At 62.9% G+C, this 20,311-nt stretch carries 17 protein-coding genes; 14 read left to right on the forward strand and 3 right to left on the reverse strand.

What is annotated here, in order from left to right; all coding sequences use genetic code 11:
• Positions 1–129 precede the first annotated feature (129 nt).
• The 4 genes from CXQ82_RS27790 to trxA all read left to right on the forward strand — a co-directional run bounded on the left by CXQ82_RS27790 (position 130) and on the right by trxA (position 3,445).
• Positions 130–585 (forward strand): YbaY family lipoprotein, encoded by a 456-nt coding sequence (locus tag CXQ82_RS27790; protein ID WP_101273194.1) that lies wholly within the window; start codon positions 130–132, stop codon positions 583–585.
• The gene (locus CXQ82_RS27795) at positions 582–1,235 is read left to right on the forward strand and encodes a methyltransferase (protein WP_101273195.1); all 654 of its coding nucleotides are present in this window, start codon (positions 582–584) and stop codon (positions 1,233–1,235) included. Before CXQ82_RS27790 ends, CXQ82_RS27795 begins: the two co-directional genes overlap by 4 nt.
• A 263-nt stretch (positions 1,236–1,498) precedes the next feature.
• A complete protein-coding gene (locus CXQ82_RS27800; protein ID WP_101273196.1) occupies positions 1,499–2,500 on the forward strand; it encodes an Abi family protein in 1,002 nt (333 codons plus the stop codon).
• Positions 2,501–2,572: 72 nt separating this feature from the next.
• Positions 2,573–3,445, forward strand: a complete 873-nt coding sequence (gene trxA / locus CXQ82_RS27805) for a thioredoxin (RefSeq protein WP_101273197.1) — start codon at positions 2,573–2,575, stop codon at positions 3,443–3,445.
• On the opposite strand, the gene CXQ82_RS27810 is transcribed toward trxA, so the two are convergent.
• Positions 3,442–3,789: a hypothetical protein gene (locus CXQ82_RS27810; protein ID WP_101273198.1), complete on the reverse strand. Its 348-nt coding sequence runs from the start codon at positions 3,787–3,789 to the stop codon at positions 3,442–3,444. The two genes, trxA and CXQ82_RS27810, sit on opposite strands and share 4 nt — an antisense overlap.
• A gap of 132 nt (positions 3,790–3,921) precedes the next feature.
• On the opposite strand from CXQ82_RS27810, the gene CXQ82_RS27815 reads away from it, so the two are divergent.
• From CXQ82_RS27815 to CXQ82_RS27835, 5 genes are all read left to right on the forward strand, one after another.
• Entirely contained in the window at positions 3,922–4,524 is a 603-nt protein-coding gene (locus CXQ82_RS27815; RefSeq protein WP_101273199.1) for a DUF2796 domain-containing protein, read from the forward strand.
• Positions 4,525–4,674: 150 nt separating this feature from the next.
• Positions 4,675–5,385, forward strand: a complete 711-nt coding sequence (locus tag CXQ82_RS27820; protein ID WP_101273200.1) for an ABC transporter ATP-binding protein — start codon at positions 4,675–4,677, stop codon at positions 5,383–5,385.
• Between the two features lies 1 nt (position 5,386).
• Complete coding sequence (locus CXQ82_RS27825) at positions 5,387–6,652, forward strand: ABC transporter permease (protein ID WP_101273201.1); 1,266 nt, start codon at positions 5,387–5,389, stop codon at positions 6,650–6,652.
• 11 nt (positions 6,653–6,663) lie between these two features.
• Positions 6,664–7,185 carry a DUF3299 domain-containing protein gene (locus tag CXQ82_RS27830; protein WP_101273202.1) on the forward strand — a complete coding sequence of 174 codons (522 nt, stop codon included), beginning with the start codon at positions 6,664–6,666 and terminating at the stop codon, positions 7,183–7,185.
• Positions 7,186–7,280: 95 nt separating this feature from the next.
• Complete coding sequence (locus CXQ82_RS27835; RefSeq protein WP_101273203.1) at positions 7,281–7,979, forward strand: OmpW family protein; 699 nt, start codon at positions 7,281–7,283, stop codon at positions 7,977–7,979.
• A 136-nt stretch (positions 7,980–8,115) separates the two neighbouring features.
• Here CXQ82_RS27835 and CXQ82_RS27840 read toward each other — a convergent pair whose 3' ends face one another.
• On the reverse strand, positions 8,116–9,000 hold the full coding sequence (locus CXQ82_RS27840; RefSeq protein WP_101273204.1) for a sugar nucleotide-binding protein: 885 nt from the start codon (positions 8,998–9,000) through the stop codon (positions 8,116–8,118).
• Positions 9,001–9,167: 167 nt separating this feature from the next.
• Here CXQ82_RS27840 and CXQ82_RS27845 point away from each other — a divergent pair, with 167 nt between their 5' ends.
• Positions 9,168–13,415, forward strand: coding sequence for a DEAD/DEAH box helicase (locus CXQ82_RS27845; RefSeq protein WP_101273205.1), 4,248 nt, complete (start codon positions 9,168–9,170; stop codon positions 13,413–13,415).
• Positions 13,416–13,529: 114 nt separating this feature from the next.
• Here the strand turns inward: CXQ82_RS27845 and CXQ82_RS27850 are convergent, their stop codons facing one another.
• On the reverse strand, positions 13,530–15,611 hold the full coding sequence (locus tag CXQ82_RS27850; protein WP_101273206.1) for a mechanosensitive ion channel family protein: 2,082 nt from the start codon (positions 15,609–15,611) through the stop codon (positions 13,530–13,532).
• Between the two features lie 176 nt (positions 15,612–15,787).
• Between CXQ82_RS27850 and CXQ82_RS27855 the strand changes: the two genes are divergently transcribed.
• From CXQ82_RS27855 to CXQ82_RS27870, 4 genes are all read left to right on the forward strand, one after another.
• A complete protein-coding gene (locus tag CXQ82_RS27855; protein ID WP_101273207.1) occupies positions 15,788–16,990 on the forward strand; it encodes an MFS transporter in 1,203 nt (400 codons plus the stop codon).
• 214 nt (positions 16,991–17,204) lie between these two features.
• Complete coding sequence (locus CXQ82_RS27860; RefSeq protein WP_101273208.1) at positions 17,205–17,984, forward strand: endonuclease/exonuclease/phosphatase family protein; 780 nt, start codon at positions 17,205–17,207, stop codon at positions 17,982–17,984.
• A complete protein-coding gene (clsB, locus tag CXQ82_RS27865; protein WP_101273209.1) occupies positions 17,981–19,243 on the forward strand; it encodes a cardiolipin synthase ClsB in 1,263 nt (420 codons plus the stop codon). The genes CXQ82_RS27860 and clsB overlap by 4 nt, the downstream gene beginning before the upstream one ends.
• Positions 19,233–20,177 carry a lysylphosphatidylglycerol synthase domain-containing protein gene (locus CXQ82_RS27870; RefSeq protein WP_101273210.1) on the forward strand — a complete coding sequence of 315 codons (945 nt, stop codon included), beginning with the start codon at positions 19,233–19,235 and terminating at the stop codon, positions 20,175–20,177. The genes clsB and CXQ82_RS27870 overlap by 11 nt, the downstream gene beginning before the upstream one ends.
• Positions 20,178–20,311 lie beyond the last annotated feature (134 nt).

Genomic DNA, 20,311 nt, shown 5'->3' on the forward strand with positions numbered 1-20,311 from the left:
AACAAAAAATGGGAGGGCCATGGTAGCGCATCCCCGTGGCAAGACAAGCCATAGCCTTTACGGTATATAGGCTGACTATTATGTTTCATATTTTTTAAGCCACGGATTTTGTCCTTTCTGGAGCCGTACATGCAGTTACGACCACTGGTTTTGCTCACTTTGTTCAGTTTTATGGTCGCCTGCAGCAGCGAAGCCCCCAAGCCGGCCGCACCTCAACCGATGCCGGCACAAGAGAAAAAAGTCCCAGGCATCGAAGACCTCGGCCCCCTGCCCGCCTTCCAGCGGGAAATCAGCGGCAGCCTCACCAACGTGCCGGCCGGTGCCGAAGTCGAAATGGCGCTGCTGGTGATCGATGACCGCTCGCGCCCACAACAACTGCTGGCCAGCAGCGTGCTGACCGGCAACGGCCAGCCCCTGGCCTTCCGCCTGCGCTACAACCCGGAAGCCTTCCCGGCCGGTGCGCGCGTGGAATTGCGCGGTCGCGCCAGCCAGTCGGGCCAGTTGATCCTGCACCTGCCCCCCGTACGCATCACCCAACCGATCACCCAGACCACCGGCCCCCTGCAACTCGACAAGGCGCCATGACCCCACCGCTGGCCCTGCAGGAGGCCCTCAGCGAACTGATCGGCGACGCGCAGCTGGTGCCCTGCGCGCTGCCGGGCACCGAGCTGTCGCTGTGGCTGCTGGATGCGGACAACATGGACCGCGCCTTCAGCCCCGAAGAAACCCGGCGCATCCTGCACGAACCGCCCTACTGGAGTTTTTGCTGGGCCAGCGGCCTGGCGCTGGCGCGCTACCTGGCGGCAAACCCGGAGTGGGTTGCAGGCAAACGCGTGCTGGATTTCGGTGCCGGTTCCGGCGTGGCCGGGATCGCCGCCGTCAAAGCCGGGGCCCTGGAGGTGGTGGCCTGCGACCTGGACCCACTGGCCTTGGCGGCTTGCCGGGCAAACGCCGAGCTAAATGGCGTGGAGCTGGCGTATTCGGCAGATTTCTTTGCCGAAGCCGACCGCTTCGACCTGATCCTGGTCGCCGACGTGCTCTACGACCGGGCGAACCTGCCGTTGCTGGACCACTTCCTCAGCCGTGGTCGCGAAGCACTGGTAGCAGACTCACGGGTGCGAGACTTTCAGCACCCGGCGTATCAGCGGTTGGAGATACTCGATGCATTGACCCTGCCGGACTTGGCCGAGCCGTGGGAGTTTCGCAAGGTGAGCTTGTACCATTCGCGGCGATAAGCCCACGCGTTACAAATTTCTGGCAATACGTTGATTGAGACAGAGAATGGAACGCGGTGGAAAATGCGCTCCTATCGCACGCGGCTTGGACAATCGACCGGCATGCCTCTCCAGAAAACTTCGCTTACTAACCGCCCGGTAAAAGCCTTGCAAAAAGCCGGGCGCCTACCTAACCTCTGCGGCAACACACCCGCCATGCCTCTGGTTGCGTCAGTAGCCAAGCACAAATTGTGCGGGTTTTTTATGCCCGGTACTTTTTGGGCATGAGGTCATTCAGCAAGCCCGCCATTGACGTTCCTGCTCAGGTGGAACTGCTCAAGCGCCGCGGCTTGTGTATTCAAAATGAGGCTCGCGCCGAGTCTTTTTTACGGGTAGTCAGCTTCTTTCGATTAAGCCCCTATATGCGGCCCTTCCAACAGCCGGAAGATATCGAGCATCGCTTTCGGGACGGTAGCCAATTTCGTCAACTAACCCGCCTCTACGATTTTGACCGTCGACTTCGTCTACTGACGATGGATGCCATCGAAAGAATTGAAATTGCAGCGCGCGCCGCTATCAGTAACCACATGGGACCTGTCCATGGCTGTCACTGGTATATCAGCCCACAGATGTTTCACCCTGCATTTGATCATCAGCGCCTGCTGACAAGCCTGTCGATCAAACAATCCAACGCGACACGTGACTACCAGCGTGAATGTGAGCGCATCGACAGGCTGCACGCAGATGACAAAAGAAAATCCATTCTTAAACGTCACAGATCGAAAGAAAGCTATGCCCGGCACTACCCGGTGACCTACGCGGATCCTCCCCTGATGCCTGGCTGGGCCATGTTGGAAGAATTGACGCTGGGCGACTTGTCTCACCTGTACAAGGGCCTGGCCAAGGACTCAGACAAAAAGGTCATTGCCAAGAGCCTGGGACTTGCGGCCCCCCTGATGCAGTCATGGCTGCACACTCTGACCACCATTCGAAACATGTGTGCCCATCACTCGCGGATGTGGAACCGGGAACTGGGTATTCGCCCCGAGTTGCCGAGAAAAGCCACCTTCCTCTGGCCGGGGCATCTCTTTAAGCCAGGGCCGCATACACGCATTTTTTCGGCCCTCTGCATTCTGAATCACTTGATGCATCAGGTCAGTCCGCATGCTCGCTGGAATCAACGCTTGTATCAACTGGTCCATGAGTTCCCCGACGTTAGCCTGAAAGCGATGGGGTTCCCTGCAGACTGGCATCAAGACCCTTTTTGGCACGCGCCGCGCACCTGAACGCCATGCCGCTTCCGGTCGCCCGCGCCAGCCCTTATAGTTGCCCCATTCCCGCTTTATTCGAGACGCCCCATGAGTAATCCCTCGCCGTACATCTTCGATGTCACCACTGCCAATTTTGACCAGGCGGTGATCCAGAACTCCTTCGAGAAACCCGTGCTGGTGGATTTCTGGGCCGAGTGGTGCGCGCCGTGCAAGGCGCTGATGCCAATGCTGGCGCAGATTGCCGAGAGTTATCAGGGCGAGCTATTGCTGGCTAAAGTCGATTGCGAGGCCGAGCAGGACATCGTTGCGCGCTTTGGCATTCAAAGCCTGCCGACGGTGGTGCTGTTCAAGGATGGCCAGCCGGTGGATGGGTTTGCCGGGGCGCAACCGGAATCTGCTGTGCGGGCGATGCTGGAGCCGCATGTGCAGATGCCGCCGCCAGCGGCGGCTGACCCGCTGGAGCAGGCCCAGGCACTGTTTGCCGAAGGCCGTATCAGCGATGCCGAAGCGGTGCTGGTGGCATTGCTGGGCGAGGACAACACCAACGCCGCCGGGTTGATTTTGTACGCACGTTGCCTGGCCGAACGCGGTGAGCTGGGTGAAGCCCAAGCCGTGCTGGACGCGGTGAAAAGCGACGACCACAAGGCCGCACTGGCCGGCGCCAAGGCGCAGATCACCTTCCTGCGCCAGGCTGCCGACCTGCCCGACGCCGCCGACTTGAAAAGCCGCCTGGCGCAAAACCCGCAGGACGATGAAGCAGCCTATCAACTGGCCATCCAGCAACTGGCGCGCCAGCAGTACGACGCGGCGCTGGAAGGCTTGCTCAAGCTGTTTATCCGCAACCGCAGCTACAGCGAAGGCCTGCCGCACAAGACCTTGCTGCAGGTGTTCGAACTGCTGGGCAACGACCACCCGCTGGTAACTGTGTACCGCCGCAAGTTGTTCGCCGCGTTGTACTAATCGCCGACCCAGCTGTACAGCGGCGTATCCCCGCCGCTGCTCACCTTGACCTTGGCGCTATGGCGCAGGCGCACCAGCAGGCGCTTGCCCGCCGAGGCATCGCCGGCCAAGCCTTCCAGTTGGTCGAGCAATTCCAGGCCGCTGAGTTGGCCGGCGTTGCGCAACAGGTCCTGGGCGTTCTGCCACAGATCGTCATTGTGCTTGACCGGCACCACCGGCGCGGCGGCCGCACTGGCAACCGGGGCCGCCTGTAACTGCGCGCCGAGCCGCGCCCAATCGCCGTCGTCCAGCTCCAGGGTCAAGTCCACCGGCAGGTCGCCAACGGTTCCACGAATTCGCAACATCGTCCTTACTCCTGCACTTTTTTCTGACAGGCATGCTCCCATGTGGCTTGCGCAACGCCAAGCGGGCGGTCAAACTCTGGCACTATTGTTATAAGATCACATAACATAACTTTCATGTTCTGGAGCCTTCCCATGCGCCGTCTGCTGCTCGCTTTGCCGTTTGCCCTGTTGCCACTGGCCATCGCCCATGCGGCGGATGAACACGACCATGAGCATGAACACGGCAGCCTCGGCGCCCACGAGCACGGCGTCGGCCGCCTCAATGCGGTACTCGACGGCCAGGCCCTGGAGCTTGAGCTGGACAGCCCGGCGATGAACCTGGTGGGCTTCGAACACCTGGCCACCAGCGCCGCCGACAAAGCCAAGGTCGCCGCCGCACGCAAGCAGCTGGAAAACCCATTGGCCCTGTTCAACCTGCCCAAGGCCGCCGGTTGCGTGATCAGCACCCAGGAACTCAACAGCCCACTGTTCGGTGACAAGCCGGAAGCCGATCACGATGATGATGATCACGACGAAGACGCCAAAGGCGGCGCCCACGAGCATCATCACGACCACAGCGAGATCCACGCCCACTACCAATTCACCTGTGCCACGCCGACCGCCCTGAGCAACCTGGACCTGACCCAGGTGTTCAAGACCTTCCCCGCCACCCAGAAAATTCAGGTACAACTGATCGGTCCGAGCGGCCAGCAAGGTGTTGAAGCAACAGCACAGGCCGCTACCCTGAAATTCTGATCTGAAAACCCAATCACTGTGGGAGCTGGCTTGCCTGCGATCCAGGCGCTGCGGTATATCAGGCACACTGCGGCGCTGCCATCGCAGGCAAGCCAGCTCCCACATTTGATCGGTGTCATCATCCAAATCAAACCAGACCACTGATTCCCTATGACCCAAGCGTTAATCGAACTGCACGACCTGGGCTTCAACTGGCCCGGTCACCCACAGTTGCTGGATATTCCCGCGTTTCGCCTGGAACGCGGGGAAACCCTGTTTCTCAAAGGCCCCAGCGGCAGTGGCAAAACCACCTTGCTCGGCCTGCTGGGCGGCGTGCAGAAACCCAGCCGAGGCAGCATCCGCCTGCTCGGACAGGAGCTCACCGAACTCTCGGCCGGCGCCCGCGATCGTTTTCGGGTGAACCACACCGGCTATATCTTTCAGCAGTTCAACCTGCTGCCGTTTCTGTCGGTGCGCGAGAATGTCGAACTGCCCTGCCACTTTTCCAAGGTGCGTGCGCAACGGGCGATCCAGCGTCACGGCAGTGTCGACAAGGCCGCCGCCACCTTGCTCGCGCACCTCGGTTTAAAGGACAAGGACCTGCTGGAGCGGCGCGCCGATTCGCTGTCCATCGGCCAGCAGCAACGGGTGGCCGCCGCTCGTGCCCTGATCGGCCAACCCGAACTGGTGATCGCCGACGAACCCACCTCGGCCCTGGACTACGACGCCCGCGAAGCCTTCCTTCAACTGCTGTTCGCCGAGTGCCGTGAAGCCGGGGCCAGCCTGTTGTTTGTCAGCCATGACCAGAGCCTGGCGCCGCTGTTCGACCGCAACCTGTCGCTGGCCGAACTCAATCGCGCCGCCACGCCCGCAGAGGTTTGAGATGTATCTGTTCCGTCTAGCCATGGCCAGCCTGGCTAACCGCCGCTTTACCGCGATCCTCACCGCCTTCGCCATCGCGCTTTCAGTGTGCTTGCTGCTCGCGGTGGAGCGCGTGCGCGTCGAGGCACGCAACAGCTTCGCCAGCACCATCAGCGGCACCGACCTGATCGTCGGCGCGCGGTCGGGCTCGGTGAACCTGCTGTTGTATTCGGTGTTTCGCATTGGCAACGCCACCAACAATATCCGCTGGGACAGCTACGAGCATTTTGCCGCCAGCCCCCAGGTGAAATGGGCGATCCCGATTTCCCTCGGCGACTCCCATCGCGGTTACCGCGTGATGGGCACCAACGAGTCGTATTTCGAGCATTACCAGTACGGCCGCAAACAAAACCTCGAACTGGCCAGCGGCCGCGCCTTCGCCACCGACCCGTTCGAAGTGGTACTCGGCGCCGAAGTGGCCGAGGCGCTGCACTACAAGCTCGGCGACAAGCTGGTGCTGGCCCACGGCGTGGCGGTGGTCAGCCTGGTGAAACACGATGACAAACCCTTCACCGTGGTCGGCATTCTCAAACGCACCGGCACGCCGGTGGACCGCACGCTGCATATCAGCCTTGGCGGCATGGAAGCGATCCATATCGACTGGCACAACGGCGTGCCGGCCCAGGGCAAAGGCCGCATCAGCGCCGACCAGGCACGCAATATGGACCTCACCCCGCAGGCCATCACCGCGTTTATGCTCGGCCTGAACAACAAGATTTCCACCTTCGCCCTGCAGCGCGAGATCAATGAATTCCGTGGTGAGCCGATGCTGGCGATCCTGCCCGGCGTGGCCCTGCAAGAACTGTGGAGCATGATGGGCACTGCCGAAAAAGCGTTGTTTGTGATCTCGCTGTTTGTGGTGCTCACAGGGTTGATCGGCATGCTCACGGCGATCCTCACCAGCCTCAACGAACGCCGCCGCGAAATGGCGATCCTGCGTTCAGTCGGCGCGCGCCCGTGGCATATCGCGACGTTGCTGATCTTCGAAGCCTTCGCCCTGGCCTTGTCCGGCGTGATCGCGGGCCTGGGCTTGTTGTATGTGTGCATCGCCGCCTCGCGCGGGTACTTGCAGGCCAACTATGGCCTGGACCTGCCGATGGCCTGGCCGAGCGAATATGAATGGACCCTGCTCGCCGGTATCCTGGCCGCCGCGCTGTTGATGGGCAGCGTGCCCGCGTGGCGCGCCTATCGACAATCGTTGGCCGATGGCCTGTCCATACGTTTATGAGGAAGGCTCTGATGCGTCGCGCTCTGTTTGCGTTATTGCTGCTGGTGGTGGTGCCCGCCTGGGCTGAGGAACAGCCCAAGGACCTGTCCTGGCAGGAGATGATTCCGCCGGACGCACCGCCGGAAATCCCCAACATGAAACCGCTGCACGACCTGTCGAACATGGCCGATGCCTTGTCCGTCGAGGCGGCGCCAGCAGCCAAGCAAGACCTGCCTAACGCGCCGGTGGTGCAGAGTCTGGATGGCCAGCATATTCGCCTGCCGGGGTATATCGTGCCGCTGGAAGTCAGCGAGGAAGGCCGCACCACCGAGTTCCTGCTGGTGCCGTATTTCGGCGCGTGCATCCATGTGCCGCCACCGCCGTCGAACCAGATTGTGCATGTGAAAAGCGAGGTCGGCGTGAAGCTCGATGAGCTTTACCAGCCTTATTGGATCGAGGGCGCGATGCAGGTCAAGCCGTCCAGCAGCGAACTGGCCGACGCCGGTTACCAGATGGATGCCGAGAAGATTTATATCTACGAACTGCCGGAGTAGAGCTGATCGCCCTTTCATTGAGCTGAGTCAAAAGATCGCGCGGAACGATCTTTACCATTGGACGTACAACTTTTAAACGTCCTTTTGGAGCTCCCATGAACAAGTCTCTGCTCGGCGCGTCCCTCTTCGCGCTCGCCCTCGCCGCCCCTGTCGCTCACGCTCACGAAGCGGGCGACATTCTGGTTCGTGCCGGTGCAATCACCGTGAACCCGAAAGCCGACAGCGGCCACGTCAAGGTTGACCAGGGCCCATTGGCCGGCACCAACCTGGGCGGCAAGGCGACCATGAGCAGCGACACTCAGCTGGGCTTGAACTTTGCCTACATGCTCACCAACCACGTCGGTATCGAGCTGCTGGCCGCCACGCCGTTCGAGCACGACGTGAAGATCAAGGGCACGGCCCTCGGCGCCGCCAATGGCAAGCTGGGCACCCTCAAGCATCTGCCGCCGACCTTGAGCGTCGTGTACTACCCACTGGACAACAAGTCCGCCTTCCAACCCTACGTGGGCGCTGGCATCAACTACACCTGGATCTACGACGAACACGTCGGCAGTCGCGCACAAGGCGCCGGCTTCAACAACTTCAAGGCCGAGAACTCCTGGGGCTGGGCCGCGCAGATCGGCGCTGACTATATGATCAACGACAAGTGGATGATCAACGCCCAGGCGCGCTATATCGACATCAGCACCAAGGCGACGGTGGAAAACAACGCCGTGGCCCCTGGCACTCGCGCCAAGGTCAATGTGGACGTGGACCCGATGGTCTACATGGTGGGTATTGGCTACAAGTTCTAAGCAACACGCAATGTGGGAGGGGGCTTGCCCCCGATAGCGGTGGATCAGCCAATGAATCTGTTGACTGACACTATGCTATCGGGGGCAAGCCCCCTCCCACATTTGGTCCCCTGCCACATTGGGGTTTCGGGTTTTGTCAGCTATGGCGATAAAACCGATCCAGTAACGCCGGCAACCCCGCCCGCCACGCCCGTGGCTTGATGCCGAAGGTGTGAAGGATTTTCTTGCAGGCCAGCACCGCGTGCTGCGGCTCATCCGCCGCATCCGGCCGGGCCGCGTGGGCTTGGGCAGTTGGCGATTCAATGGCCAACGGGTGGAAGTTGCGCGCTTCGGTGAGGATCGCCTGGCCCAGCGCCAGCGGCGTGGTCGCCTCATGCCCGGCGTAGTGGTAAGTGCCCCATAGCGGCGCCGCGCAATCGAGTTGCTTGAGCACCGAGATGATCACCCGCGCGGCATCGTCCACCGGCGTCGGGTTGCCGCGACGGTCATCCGCCATCAGCAATTCATCGGGTTTCTCGGCCCGGGCGAGGAAGCGCCCGAGAGTGCCGTCGACGCTGTCATCCAGCAGCCAGCCAAAGCGCAGCAGCACGTGTTGCGGGCAAGTGGCGCGCACGCTCTGCTCAATGCGCCACAACGCCTGGCCACGCAGGCCCAAAGGCACCGGTTCGTCCTTTTCGCTGTAGGCGGTGGCGCGGGAGCCATCGAACACACGGTAGCTGGACGGCTGCACCAGGGTGATGTTGTGGTGCTGACACAGTTCGGCCAGGCGTTCGATGGCGAACTCCTGGGCGGCCAAGCGGGTTTCGCTGACCGCTTCGGCCTGGAACCAGTCGAAGTAGTAGGCGAGGTTGATCAACGCATCGGGACGGGTGTCGTCGAGCAATTGGGTAAGGCTCGCGGCATCCCAGCCGTCTTGGGGCGGTTTGGGTGCGAGGAAACCAATGTCTTCCTCTGCACCAAGGCGAATCAGCGCCTGCCCGAGGGCATTCCCGCCGCCCAGTAACATAAGGCGCATTCGCATAGAGTGTGCAGGCCCGGTCTGTTTGGAACGATGGCTATGGTCGGCAGGCCCGTGAGCCATGCCGCTGGCATTTGCCAGAATCGTTGCATTTTGCGGGTTTGTAGCGCAACCGTCACGGATAAAGTACGTGTTTGCAACTTGTTGGACCACGGGCTATCAATCACTAGATGAATCTTCCCGAATCAACCGACACCGCCTTGAGCGGTTTCCACCCCGCGGTCAGCGCCTGGTTCCGCGCCACGTTCGCCTCGGTGACCAGCGCCCAGGCCCAGGCATGGCCGCTGATTCGCCAGCGCCGCTCGACCCTGATCGCCGCGCCCACCGGCTCCGGCAAGACGCTGACGGCGTTCCTTGCGGTACTGGACGACCTCGTCCACCAGGGTATGGCCCACGGCGGGCAACTGCCGGATGAGACGCAGGTGATCTACGTGTCGCCGCTCAAGGCGCTCTCGAACGATATCCAGATCAACCTGCAGACCCCGCTGGCCGGGATCACCGAGCATTTGCAGGGCATGGGCTTGCCGCCGCTGGTCATCCGCACCGCCGTGCGCACCGGCGACACCGCGCAAAAAGACCGCGCGCAGATGCGCAAGCGCGCGCCGCATATCCTGGTGACCACCCCGGAATCGCTGTACGTGCTGCTCGGCTCGGACTCCGGCCGGCAGATGCTCGCCAGCACGCGCACGGTGATTGTCGATGAGATCCACGCCATCGCCGCCGGCAAACGCGGCAGCCACCTGGCGCTGAGCCTGGAGCGTCTGCAAGGGCTGTGCGCCGAGCCGCTGACCCGCATCGGCCTGTCGGCCACGCAAAAGCCTATCGAAGCGGTGTCACGCTTTCTGGTGGGCACCGGCCGTGAGTGCGCCATCGTCGATATCGGCCACGCCCGCCCCCGCGACCTGGGTATCGAAGTACCGCCGGTGCCGCTGTCGGCGGTGATGGCCAACGATGTGTGGGAGCTGGTCTACGACCGCCTTGCCGAATTGGCCCGCGAACACCGCACTACGCTGGTGTTCGTCAACACCCGGCGGCTGGCCGAACGCCTGGCCCGACATTTGAGCGAACGCCTGGGCAAGACCGCCGTGGCTGCCCACCATGGCAGCCTGGCCAAAGAGCTGCGCCTGGATGCCGAGCAACGGCTCAAGGCCGGCGGGCTGCAAGTGCTGATCGCCACCGCGTCCCTGGAGCTGGGGATTGATATCGGCGATGTCGACCTGGTGTGCCAGATCGGCTCGCCTGGGTCTATCAACGGCTTTCTGCAACGGGTCGGCCGCTCCGGCCACCAGGTGGGTGGCACGCCCAAGGGGCGCCTGTTCGCCACCACCCGCGACGACCTGATCGAGTGCGCCGCGCTGCTCGACTGCGTGCGCCGGGGTGAGCTGGACACCTTGCACATTCCAGTCGCCCCGCTGGAGGTGCTGGCACAGCAAATCATCGCCGAAGTCAGCGCCCGCGAATGGCCGGAGCAAGACCTGCTGAACCTCATCCACCGCGCCGCGCCCTACGCCGCACTGGACCAGCGCCACTACCAGGCGCTGTTGCAGATGCTCGCCGAGGGCTACAACGGTCGCCAGGGCATCCGAAGCGCCTACCTGCACCGCGATGCCCTGACCCGCACCCTGCGCGGTCGCCGTGGCGCCAGGCTGACCGCCGTGACCAGCGGCGGCACCATCCCCGACAACGCCGACTACAGCGTACTGCTGGAGCCCCAGAGCCTGAACATCGGCAGCGTGAATGAAGACTTTGCGGTGGAAAGCATCGCCGGGGATATCTTCCAGCTCGGCAATACCTCCTATCGCATCCTGCGGGTCGAGGCCGGCAAGGTGCGGGTCGAGGATGCCCACGGCCAGCCGCCGACCATACCGTTCTGGCTCGGCGAAGCGCCGGGGCGCAGCAACGAGTTGTCGTCCGCCGTGGCGCGTTTGCAGGGCCACCTGGACGCGTTGCTCGGCGCCACGCCCGGCGAGCTGCAGCCGGCCCAGGATTGGCTCACCGGCACCCTTGGCCTGAACCGCGCCAGCGCCGAGCAGATCCTCGATTACCTGGCCCGCGCACGCCTGGTCCTCGGTGCGCTGCCGTCGCTGGACACGTTGATCATGGAGCGGTTTTTCGATGCATCCGGCGGTACTCAACTGATCATCCACACCCCGTACGGCAGCCGCGTCAACCGTGCCTGGGGCCTGGCCCTGCGCAAGCGGTTTTGCCGCACGTTCAACTTCGAACTGCAGGCGGCGGCCAGCGAAAATGCAATCGTGCTGTCGCTGTCCACCAGCCACAGTTTCGAGCTGGACGAGGTATGGCGTTATCTGCACAGCCACAGCGCCGAACACATCCTGATCCAGGCCGTGCTGGATGCGCCGCTGTTCGGTGTGCGCTGGCGCTGGAATGCCGGCGTGGCCCTGGCGTTGCCGCGCTACACCGGCGGGCGCAAAGTGGCGCCGCAGATCCAGCGCATGAAAAGCGAAGACCTGATCGCCAGCGTGTTTCCCGACCAGATTGCCTGCCTGGAAAACCTCGCCGGAGAACGCGAAGTACCCGAACACCCGTTGGTGGAACAGACCCTCGACGACTGCCTGCACGAAGCCATGGACAGCGACGCCTGGCTGGCCCTGCTGCGACGCATGGAGCGCGGCGCGGTGCGCCTGATCAGCCGCGACCTGCCCGCCCCCTCGCCGATGGCTGCCGAGATTCTCAGCGCGCGGCCCTACACCTTTCTTGATGATGCGCCGCTGGAAGAACGCCGCACCCAGGCCGTGCTCAACCGGCGCTGGAGCGACCCGCAGAGCACCGACGACCTCGGCGCACTGGATGCCGACGCCATTGCCGGCGTGCGTGAAGAAGCCTGGCCGACGCCCCATGGGCTGGATGAAATGCATGAGGCGCTGATGAGCCTGGCGTGCATTGCCGCCAACGAAGTCACGCCGCAGTGGGCGCAGTGGCTGCAAGCCCTGGCCACGGCTGGGCGCGCCTATCAATTGCACAACGGCCTGTGGGTGGCAGTTGAGCGCCTGGGCTGTCTGCAGGCGATTTACCCCAACAACCTGCCGCTGCTGGCGGGCTTCGATGAGCCCTGGACCTTCGAGGACGCGGTGGTGGAAGTGCTACGCGCGCGCCTCGGCGGTTTTGGCCCGCTGACGCTGATCGAGATCGCCGCGCCCCTGGGCCTGGCGGTGGCCGACGTCACCCAGGCCCTGGCCCGGCTGGAGCAGGAAGGCTATGTGCTGCGCGGTCGCTTCAGCCCCGGCGCCACGCACGAGCAATGGTGCGAGCGGCATTTGCTGGCGCGCATTCATCGCTACACGGTCAAACGTCTGCGCCGTGAGATCGAGCCGGTGGCGTTGCAGGACTTCATGCGTTTTCTGTTCGACTGGCAGCATCTGTCCCAGAGCACTCGCGGCCAGGGCAGCGCCGTGCTGCCGAAAATTATCGGACAGTTCGAAGGCTATGCCGCCGCCGCATCCGCCTGGGACAGTGACTTGCTCAGTGCGCGTCTCAAGGATTACAGCGCCACCTGGCTCGATGAACTGTGCCGCAGCGGCAAGTGGGTATGGATGCGCCTGAGTCACAAGGCCAGCGCCATCGCGCTGCGCAGTACCCCGGTGGTGCTGCTGCCGCGCAGCCAGGTGGGGTTATGGAGCGGGTTGACTGAGCCTGGCGACAGCACGACGCTGTCGCCGAAGGCGCAAAAAGTCCACCTGGCCCTGCGCGAACACGGTGCGCTGTTCTTTGATGAGCTGGTGCAGGAGGCGCATCTGCTGCGCAGCGAACTGGAAACCGCCCTGCAGGAGCTGGTGGGCGCGGGCCTGGTCAATGCCGACAGCTTCGCCGGCCTGCGCGCCCTGACCACGCCAGCCAGCAAACGCCAGGCACGTAGCAGCCGGCGCGGGCGTGGGGCGTTTATCGGCGGCATGGACGATGCCGGGCGCTGGGCGCTGATCCGCCGCCCTGCCACCGCCGCCGGCCCACACTCGGCGGAGACACTTGAACACGTGGCGATGACTTTGCTGCGCCGCTATGGCGTGGTGTTCTGGCGGATACTCGAGCGCGAGGCGGACTGGCTACCGAGCTGGCGCGAGTTGCTGCGCACCTTTCACCGGCTGGAGGCACGGGGTGAGATTCGCGGCGGGCGGTTTGTCAGCGGGTTGGCGGGTGAGCAGTTTGCCTTGCCTGAGGCGATCCCATTGCTGCGCGAGGTGCGGCGCAGGCCCCATGACGGGAGTTTGATTGCGGTGTGTGGGGCGGACCCGTTGAACCTGGTGGGAACCTTGCTGCCGGGCGATAAAGTGCCGGCAGTGAGTGGCAACCGCATTGTGTATCGGGATGGCTTGCCGGCGGCAGTGATGGTCGGCGGCAAGCAGCAGGTGCTGGTGGAGGTTGATCAGCAGGCGGTGCAGGAGAAGCTGATCAGGCATTGAGGGCCCCATCGGGGGCAAGCCGAATCGTCGCACCGCCCCTCCCACATTTTGATCTGTGAACACATTCAAGTGTGGGAGGGGGCTTGCCCCCGATAGCGTCCGCCCAGGCACCACCTACCCCGAGGTACGCGGCTGCTCGGTAATCGCCACCGCCTCCGGCTCCCCGCGCTTGGGCAACAAAACCTGCTGTGGATAAGTTTGCGCGAAATGCACCTCATCACAGTTATCCACAAGCTTTTTGAGCCGCTGGTTAAACGCACGGCTCACCGCATACTGCCCGCCCGACACAGTCCGGAACTGCGCGGTGAGCACCACGCCGTTAAGGTCCATTTTGTCGACGCCGAATACCTCCAGCGGCCCTTGCAGGTTGTACTTGAGGAACACGTCGTCGCGGATCGACTGGCCGGCCTCGCGGATCAGCTCCACGGCCTTGTCCACGTCGGTGTCGTAGGTGAACTGTACCGAGAAGAACGCATAGGCAAATTGCCGCGATTGGTTGGTCACCGCCTTGATCTGCCCGAATGGCACCGAGTGCACAAAACCCTTGCCGTCGCGCAGGCGCAGGGTGCGGATGGTCAGGCCTTCGACCGTGCCGGCGTGGCCGGAGTCGAGCACCACCCAGTCGCCGATCGACAGCGTGTCTTCAATGATGATGAACAGGCCGGTGATCACATCCTGCACCAGTTGCTGGGAGCCGAAACCGATGGCCAGGCCGACCACCCCGGCACCCGCCAGCAGCGGTGCCACGTTGATGCCCAGGTTGGCCATGGTGGTGATCGCGCAGATCACCACCAGGATGATTTTTATCGCATTACGCAGCAGCGGCAGGATGGTCTTGACCCGCGTGCTGGGCTGGCGGCTGGAGCGTTTGTTTACCGGCGGTTTCAGCGCTTCCTGGATCGCGGTGTCGAGCACCACCCAGAACAGCCAGGTCATCAGCAGGATCAGGCCGATGCTGCTGAGTGAATCGCTGATCGCCCGGCCCACCGAGTTGCGCTGCGCAAACTCGAACAGCGACACCCCCCATATCCGCCCGAGAATCTCGATAAAGGCAATCGCCATGACGATGCGCAGGATCGCGTGCAACAGGCTGAGAAAGCGCTCCTTGTAAGCGCTGCTGCGCTGGACCGCCACCTGGCTGCGCGACTTGAACAGGTGCTGCAACACCGTGCTGAGGAACACCGTGCCAATCAACAGCAGCGTGGTGAACAGCGCGCACCGCAGGGCTTTCTGGTTATCGTCGCCGGCGCCGATCAGGTTGATCGCCGAGACCAGCACCATCAACAGGATCGGCCAGTACCACAGCCCGGAAAACACCCGCAGCGATTGCTGCAATGCCGGGTGTTTAAGGCGCGAGGCCAACGGCCGATTACGGATCAGATGCGCCACCGGACGGCGCAGGCGCACCACCAGCACGCCAAAGATCACCGCCGCGAACAGGCCGGTAAATACCGCGATGCTGCTGGTGATATTACCGCCCAGCTGGCGCGCGATCTGCGGGCTGGTCAGCGCGTCACTGAGGGCCGCGAGGAAGCCGATCAGGAACAGCGGCTTGGGGCAGTAGTCGCGAATAATCTGCACCGCCGGGCGTTTGTGGCCGACGTTAAACATAACGATGACGCACAGCAGCATGGAGGTGGAAAAAATCCCGCTACTGGTGGCGTAGGCAAAACACAGTGCCAACGCGCGGCCAATGGACGTGGGTAAAAAATGGCTGACGGACAAGGTCAGCGGCAGGCAGATCAGCGCGGGGATCGTGTAAGGCAGCACATACCCGAGCACTGCAAGCAGGCGTTTGCGCCGTTCGAAGAAGCTGCGTCGGCCCAGCCGCTGCACGATAAACCGCCCGAGCAGCGTCAACAGCGTAAATGCACCGACCCATACCCCGGACAGCAGCAGGAAGTCGCCGGCCACACTCCACGGCGAGCGCTCCGTCGTCTGGTTGACCAACCGCCCGACTTCATCCGCCGCGCGGTCGGCACGCAGGCGCCACTCATCGATCAGGTTCTGGTTGAGGTCCAGCTTCTGCTGCACATCGTCAATGCTGGAGCTGATGGCTCCCAGCAGACCGCCTTCCACCAGCAATTCCGGCTTGGCCGGCGCTTCAGGTTCGGGCGCGGCGGCCGCGGCGTGCAGTGCGCCGCTGCCACACAACAGCAGCGCGCCGAGCAGTAATGCAGTCTTTAGATTCGGCAAAACTCCGGGCTCCTTCAGCTGGGTGTGTAAGAAACTGACGGGTTTGAGCCCTGATCGTTCCCCTGCTTTGGGATCTTTGACTTGCTGGCAACTATCAAATGCCCATATCGGTATTTTTCCGCACAAGCCAAAACCCGACACTGCGCTCCTGATTGAAACCCACCGGAGTTGCAGCCATGCCCATTGCCTTGCTCGCGCTGACCCTCAGCGCTTTTGCCATCGGGACGACCGAGTTCGTCATCGTTGGCCTGTTACCCACTATCGGCGCCGACCTTGGCGTTGACCTGCCGTCCGCCGGCCTGCTGGTGAGCCTCTACGCCCTGGGCGTGGCCATCGGCGCGCCGGTACTCACCGCCCTCACCGGCAAGGTGCCGCGCAAGCTCCTGCTGCTGTCGCTGATGGTGTTGTTTACCCTCGGCAACCTGCTGGCCTGGCAGGCTCCGAGCTATGAATCGCTGGTGCTGGCGCGGATTGTCACCGGCCTGGCCCACGGGGTGTTTTTCTCGATTGGCTCAACCATCGCCACCAGCCTGGTGCCCAAGGAGAAAGCCGCCAGTGCGATTGCCATCATGTTTACCGGGCTGACCGTGGCACTGGTCACCGGCGTGCCGCTGGGCACGTTTATCGGCCAACACTTCGGCTGGCGCGAAACCTTCCTCGCCGTGTCGGCCCTGGGGGTGCTCGCGTTTATCGGCAGCCTGATCTATGTGCCGAAAAACATCGCCCACAGCAAACCCGCGTCGTTGCTGCAGCAGCTGCAAGTGCTCAAGCAACCCCGGCTGTTGCTGGTGTACGCCATGACCGCCGTCGGCTACGGCGGCTCGTTTATCGCGTTTACCTTCCTGGCGCCGATCCTTCAGGACATTTCCGGTTTCAGCGCCGGCACGGTCAGCCTGGTATTGCTGGTGTATGGCATCTCGGTGGCCGCCGGGAATATCTGGGGCGGCAAGCTGGCAGATAAACGCGGGCCGATCAGCGCGCTGAAAATCATCTTCGCGTTGCTGGCTGCAGTGTTGTTTGTACTGACCTTCACCGCCGGCAACCCTTGGCTGGCCCTGGCCACCGTGCTGGTATGGGGCGCGGTCGCCTTCGGCAACGTGCCGGGCCTGCAGGTGTATGTGGTGCGCCAGGCGGAGCATCACACGCCAAACGCGGTGGACGTGGCCTCGGGCCTGAACATCGCGGCGTTCAACCTGGGAATCGCCGGGGGCGCGTGGGCCGGTGGTTTGATCGTGGCGCATATGGGGCTGATCCACACCGCTTGGATTGGCGGCCTGGTGGTGTTGGTGGCCCTGGCGCTGACGGCCTGGAGTGGTCGACTGGATCGGTTGGGGCCGGTGTATGCCGAGTCGTCGAGTCGTGTCATGGTAGGTCACTGATTCGACCGCAACACAGATCAAATGTGGGAGCGGGCTTGCTCGCGAAAGCTGAGTGTCAGTCAACAGAACCATTGACTGATACACCGCATTCGCGAGCAAGCCCGCTCCCACATTTGGAAGGTGTACCGTCTGTAGGAAGGTGGAAACTTTCAAGCAAAAATCGCAGTCAGCCATAAACGGGGGCCAGGCCCCCACTTCTTTCACAGGAGCAATCATGGCTGCGATCCCCGACTGGGTACCCATCACCCCCAGCGTCGCCATCACTCGCTTCACGGTGCTGACGGTCAATATCCACAAGGGCTTCACCGCCCTGAACCGGCGTTTCATCCTGCCCGAGCTGCGTGAAGCAGTGCGCAGCGTGGGCGCCGACATGGTGTTTCTGCAGGAAATCCACGGCAACCACGAGCGTCACCCGCAGCGCTACAGCGATTGGCCGAACATGCCGCAATACGAATTCCTCGCCGACAGCATCTGGCCGCAGTTCGCCTACGGGCGCAATGCGGTCTACCCGCATGGCGACCACGGCAATGCGCTGCTGTCGAAATTCCAGATCGTGCGCTACGACAATCTCGACATCTCCCAAAGCGGCCACGAAAACCGTGGCCTGCTGCATTGCGTGTTGCGCCTGCCCGGCAGCGGTAAGGAGGTGCATGCGATCTGCATCCATCTGGGCCTGCGCGAGGTACATCGCCAACAGCAATTGCGCCTGCTGGAGCAGCGCATCAGTGAAATCCCGGCCGATGCGCCACTGGTGGTCGCCGGGGATTTCAACGACTGGCGCCAGCGTGCCGACCTCAGCCAAAGCGGCCTCACCGAAGTGTTCGTGCACACCCACGGCAAGCCACCACGCACCTTCCCGGCGCGTTTGCCGTTGCTGCCGCTGGACCGTATTTATGTGCGCAACCTGAAGATTCATAACCCTCGGGTGCTTACCACCCGCCCCTGGTCCCATCTGTCCGACCATGTGCCGCTGTCGGTGGAGGTTGAGTTATGAACGTTGCGGTAGAACACATCGCCACCGACCAGCCGCCGGACGACGCCAAGGCCCGCGACCTGGATTACGGCTGGCAGCGCGACAACAGCGTGGAGCTGCTGGAGAACGGCGAGGCTTACTTCCCCAAGGTGTTCGAGGCGCTGCGCGGTGCCCGGCGCGAGATCCTGCTGGAGACCTTTATCCTCTTCGAGGACAAAGTCGGCACGGAGCTGCACGGCATCCTGATCGAGGCCGCGCAACGCGGGGTCAAGGTGGTGGTGAGCCTGGATGGTTTTGGTTGTGGCGAGCTGAGCCCGGGCTTTCTCGGCGCGCTGGCAGACGCCGGGGTGACGGTGCAGATGTTCGACCCCGCGTCCAAGACCCTGGGGGTTCGCACCAACTGGTTTCGCCGCCTGCACCGCAAAATCGTGGTGGTGGATGCGACGGTTGGGTTTATCGGCGGGATCAACTTTTCCGCTGACCACCTGGGGGATTTCGGCCCCGAAGCCAAGCAGGATTACGCGGTGCAGGTGGTGGGCCCGGCGGTGGCCGACCTGCATCATTTTGCCCTGGCCCAAAGTGGCCGCCCGGTGCGCACGCGGCGCGGTTGGCGGCGGCGCCAGCAACGGCCTGCGTTGTGGGCGGACGATAGCAGCGACGGCCAGGTGCGCCTGATTTACCGCGACAATATCCAGCATCGCGACGACATCGAAGAGGCGTACATCCACGCCTTGAGCCAAGCCCGACAACGCGTAGTGATCGCCAACGCGTACTTTTTCCCCGGCTACCGCCTGCTGCGCGAAATCCGCAACGCCGCGCGGCGCGGCGTGCAGGTGCAACTGATCATGCAAGGCCAGCCCGACGTGCTGTTGGCCAAGCTGGCCGCGCGCATGCTTTACGATTACCTGCTCAAGGACGGCGTGGTGATTCACGAGTATTGCCAGCGCCCGCTGCACGGCAAAGTCGCGTTGGTGGATGACGACTGGAGCACCGTGGGCTCCAGTAACCTCGACCCGTTGAGCCTGGCGCTGAACCTGGAGGCCAACGTGCTGATTCGCGACCGGGCGTTCAATCAACAGCTGTATGAACGCCTGGAAGCGCTGGCGAAAAACCATTGCCAGACCATGCCGGAGAACCGCAAGCCGCGCCTGTGGTTATGGCGCTTGACCGTGGGGTTCCTGGTGTTCCATGTGATGCGCCATTTTCCCGCATTGACCGGCTGGCTGCCCGCGCACAAGCCGCGCTTGCAGCCGGTAGAGGGCCATGTCAATGAGCGCTGAGCGCTTCAAGCGCTGGAAGAAGCCGCTGACCGTGGCGTTCTTCCTGCTGCTGATCGTGCTGTTCACCCTGCTCGCCCGACGCATTGATTGGAGCGAAGTATTCCAGACCTTGGGCGACTTCAAGGTGCGCACGCTGATCATCGCCAGCGCGCTTACGTTGTGCAGTTTTATCGTCTACGCCTGCTTCGACCTGATCGGCCGCACCTACATTCGCCAACCCTTGCGTTGGAAGCAGATATTGCCGGTGGGGTTTATCAGCTATGCGTTCAACCTCAATCTCAGTGCCTGGGTCGGCGGCATCGCCATGCGCTATCGGCTGTATTCGCGGTTGGGGGTGAGCACCAGCAATATCGCCAAGATTCTTGGCCTGAGCCTGGCCACCAATTGGTTTGGTTACATGGCATTGGCCGGTGTGGTGTTCAGCAGCGGGCTGGTGACGATGCCGCCAGGCTGGAAAGTCAGCAGCGCGGCCTTGCAGGGGATTGGCGCGCTATTGGTGCTGGCGAGCCTGGGCTACCTGGCGGCGTGCCGGTTTTCGACAAAACGCGCGTGGTCGATTCGCGGCATCGAAATCAACCTGCCGTCGCTGCGCATGGCCTGCCTGCAACTGGCACTCGGCGCCCTGAACTGGTCGCTGATGGCCGCGGTGATTTTCACCTTGCTGCCGGCCAAGCTGGACTATCCCTTGGTGCTGGGCGTGCTGCTGATCAGCGCGATTGCCGGGGTGGTCACCCACATCCCCGCCGGGCTCGGCGTGCTCGAAGCGGTGTTTATTGCGCTGTTGCAACACGAAGCCTCACGCGGCAGTTTGCTCGCCGGGCTGATCGCCTACCGGGCGATCTACTTTATTGTGCCGCTGCTGATCGCGCTGGTGATGTACGTCGGCGTGGAGGCCAAGGCCAAGGCGTTACGAGTGAAGAAGGCGCCTGCCTGAACCACGCCAGTGGCAAACGGGCTTGTGTGCCGAGCGGGCCCTTTTGTGGGGAGCGCGCTTGTGTAGCGAGCGGGCTTGTGTGGCGAGCGGGCTTGCCCGCGTTGGGCTGCGAAGCAGCCCCAGTAAAAACGCCG

This window comes from Pseudomonas sp. S09G 359, assembly GCF_002843605.1.
Lineage (GTDB): Bacteria > Pseudomonadota > Gammaproteobacteria > Pseudomonadales > Pseudomonadaceae > Aquipseudomonas.